This window comes from Janibacter sp. CFPM2_SD2, from assembly GCF_057364645.1.
Genome location: NZ_JBNFOF010000383.1, coordinates 1 through 815, shown reverse-complemented (window position 1 = coordinate 815; position 815 = coordinate 1). Strand labels below are relative to the sequence as shown.

General features: G+C 78.7%; 1 protein-coding gene. It reads right to left on the bottom strand.

Going from position 1 to position 815, the window contains the following annotated elements:
• Positions 1 to 204 precede the first annotated feature (204 nt).
• Positions 205 to 513, bottom strand: a complete 309-nt coding sequence (locus tag AC2W7J_RS18530) for a hypothetical protein (RefSeq protein WP_485984265.1) — start codon at positions 511 to 513, stop codon at positions 205 to 207.
• Positions 514 to 815: the final 302 nt, after the last annotated feature.

Sequence of the window (815 nt, the reverse complement as noted above, 5' to 3'; positions counted from 1 at the left end):
GGCGTCCGGTCGCGGTCGAGGATGCGGCCCGCGGAGGGCGGGCAGGTGCACGGTCGCGGTGGCCCGGGCCGGCGACGACCGCGTCCCCGGCCGGGTGGTCGGTGAGCTGCAGCTGGCCGAGCCGGCCGATGAGCACGCCCGCGAGGAGGGTGAGCACCGCGAGGGAGGCGAGCATCCTCACCTGGAGCCGCGGCCCGCGCCGTCTCATGCCCACCTGCGGGTGACCATGGTGGCCTCGAGCCGCTCGACGAGCCCGACGAGGACGAGGCCGAGGGTGGCCGTCGCGAGGACCTGCCAGGCGAGCGAGCCCCACGCGATCGGTCGCGCGCTGCCGAGGTCGACGAGGACGGGCGCGACCCGGGTCACGACCACGGCGAGGGCGACGACGGGCACTGGCCACCACCAGGGGTGCCCCGAGCGGCGGCGGGCCAGACCCGCGACCCAGCCAGCCGCGGCGTAGCCGAGGGCGGTCAGGCCGAGCGGGCTGGAGACCGGGGGCGCCAGGTCGAGCAACCAGCCGCCGAGAGGCCGAGGACGGCGCCGGAGGTCGACCCGGCCGACAGCGCGACCCCGACGCGAGGATGACGACGAGGTCGGGCGGGGCGAGCACCCCACGGGCGCCGAGCGCGAGCACGGCGACGAGCCCCGCGGCGAGCAGCAGCAGGCGCACCGGCCAGCGCAGCCCGGTCACGACGTGCGCCCGCTCGTGCGGCCGGGCCCGGTGACGACCGCGACGACGTCGACGGTGGCCAGGTCGACGGCCGGGCGGACGACGGCGGTGTCGGTGAGGCGTCCCGGCGCCCGCTCGACGCGGG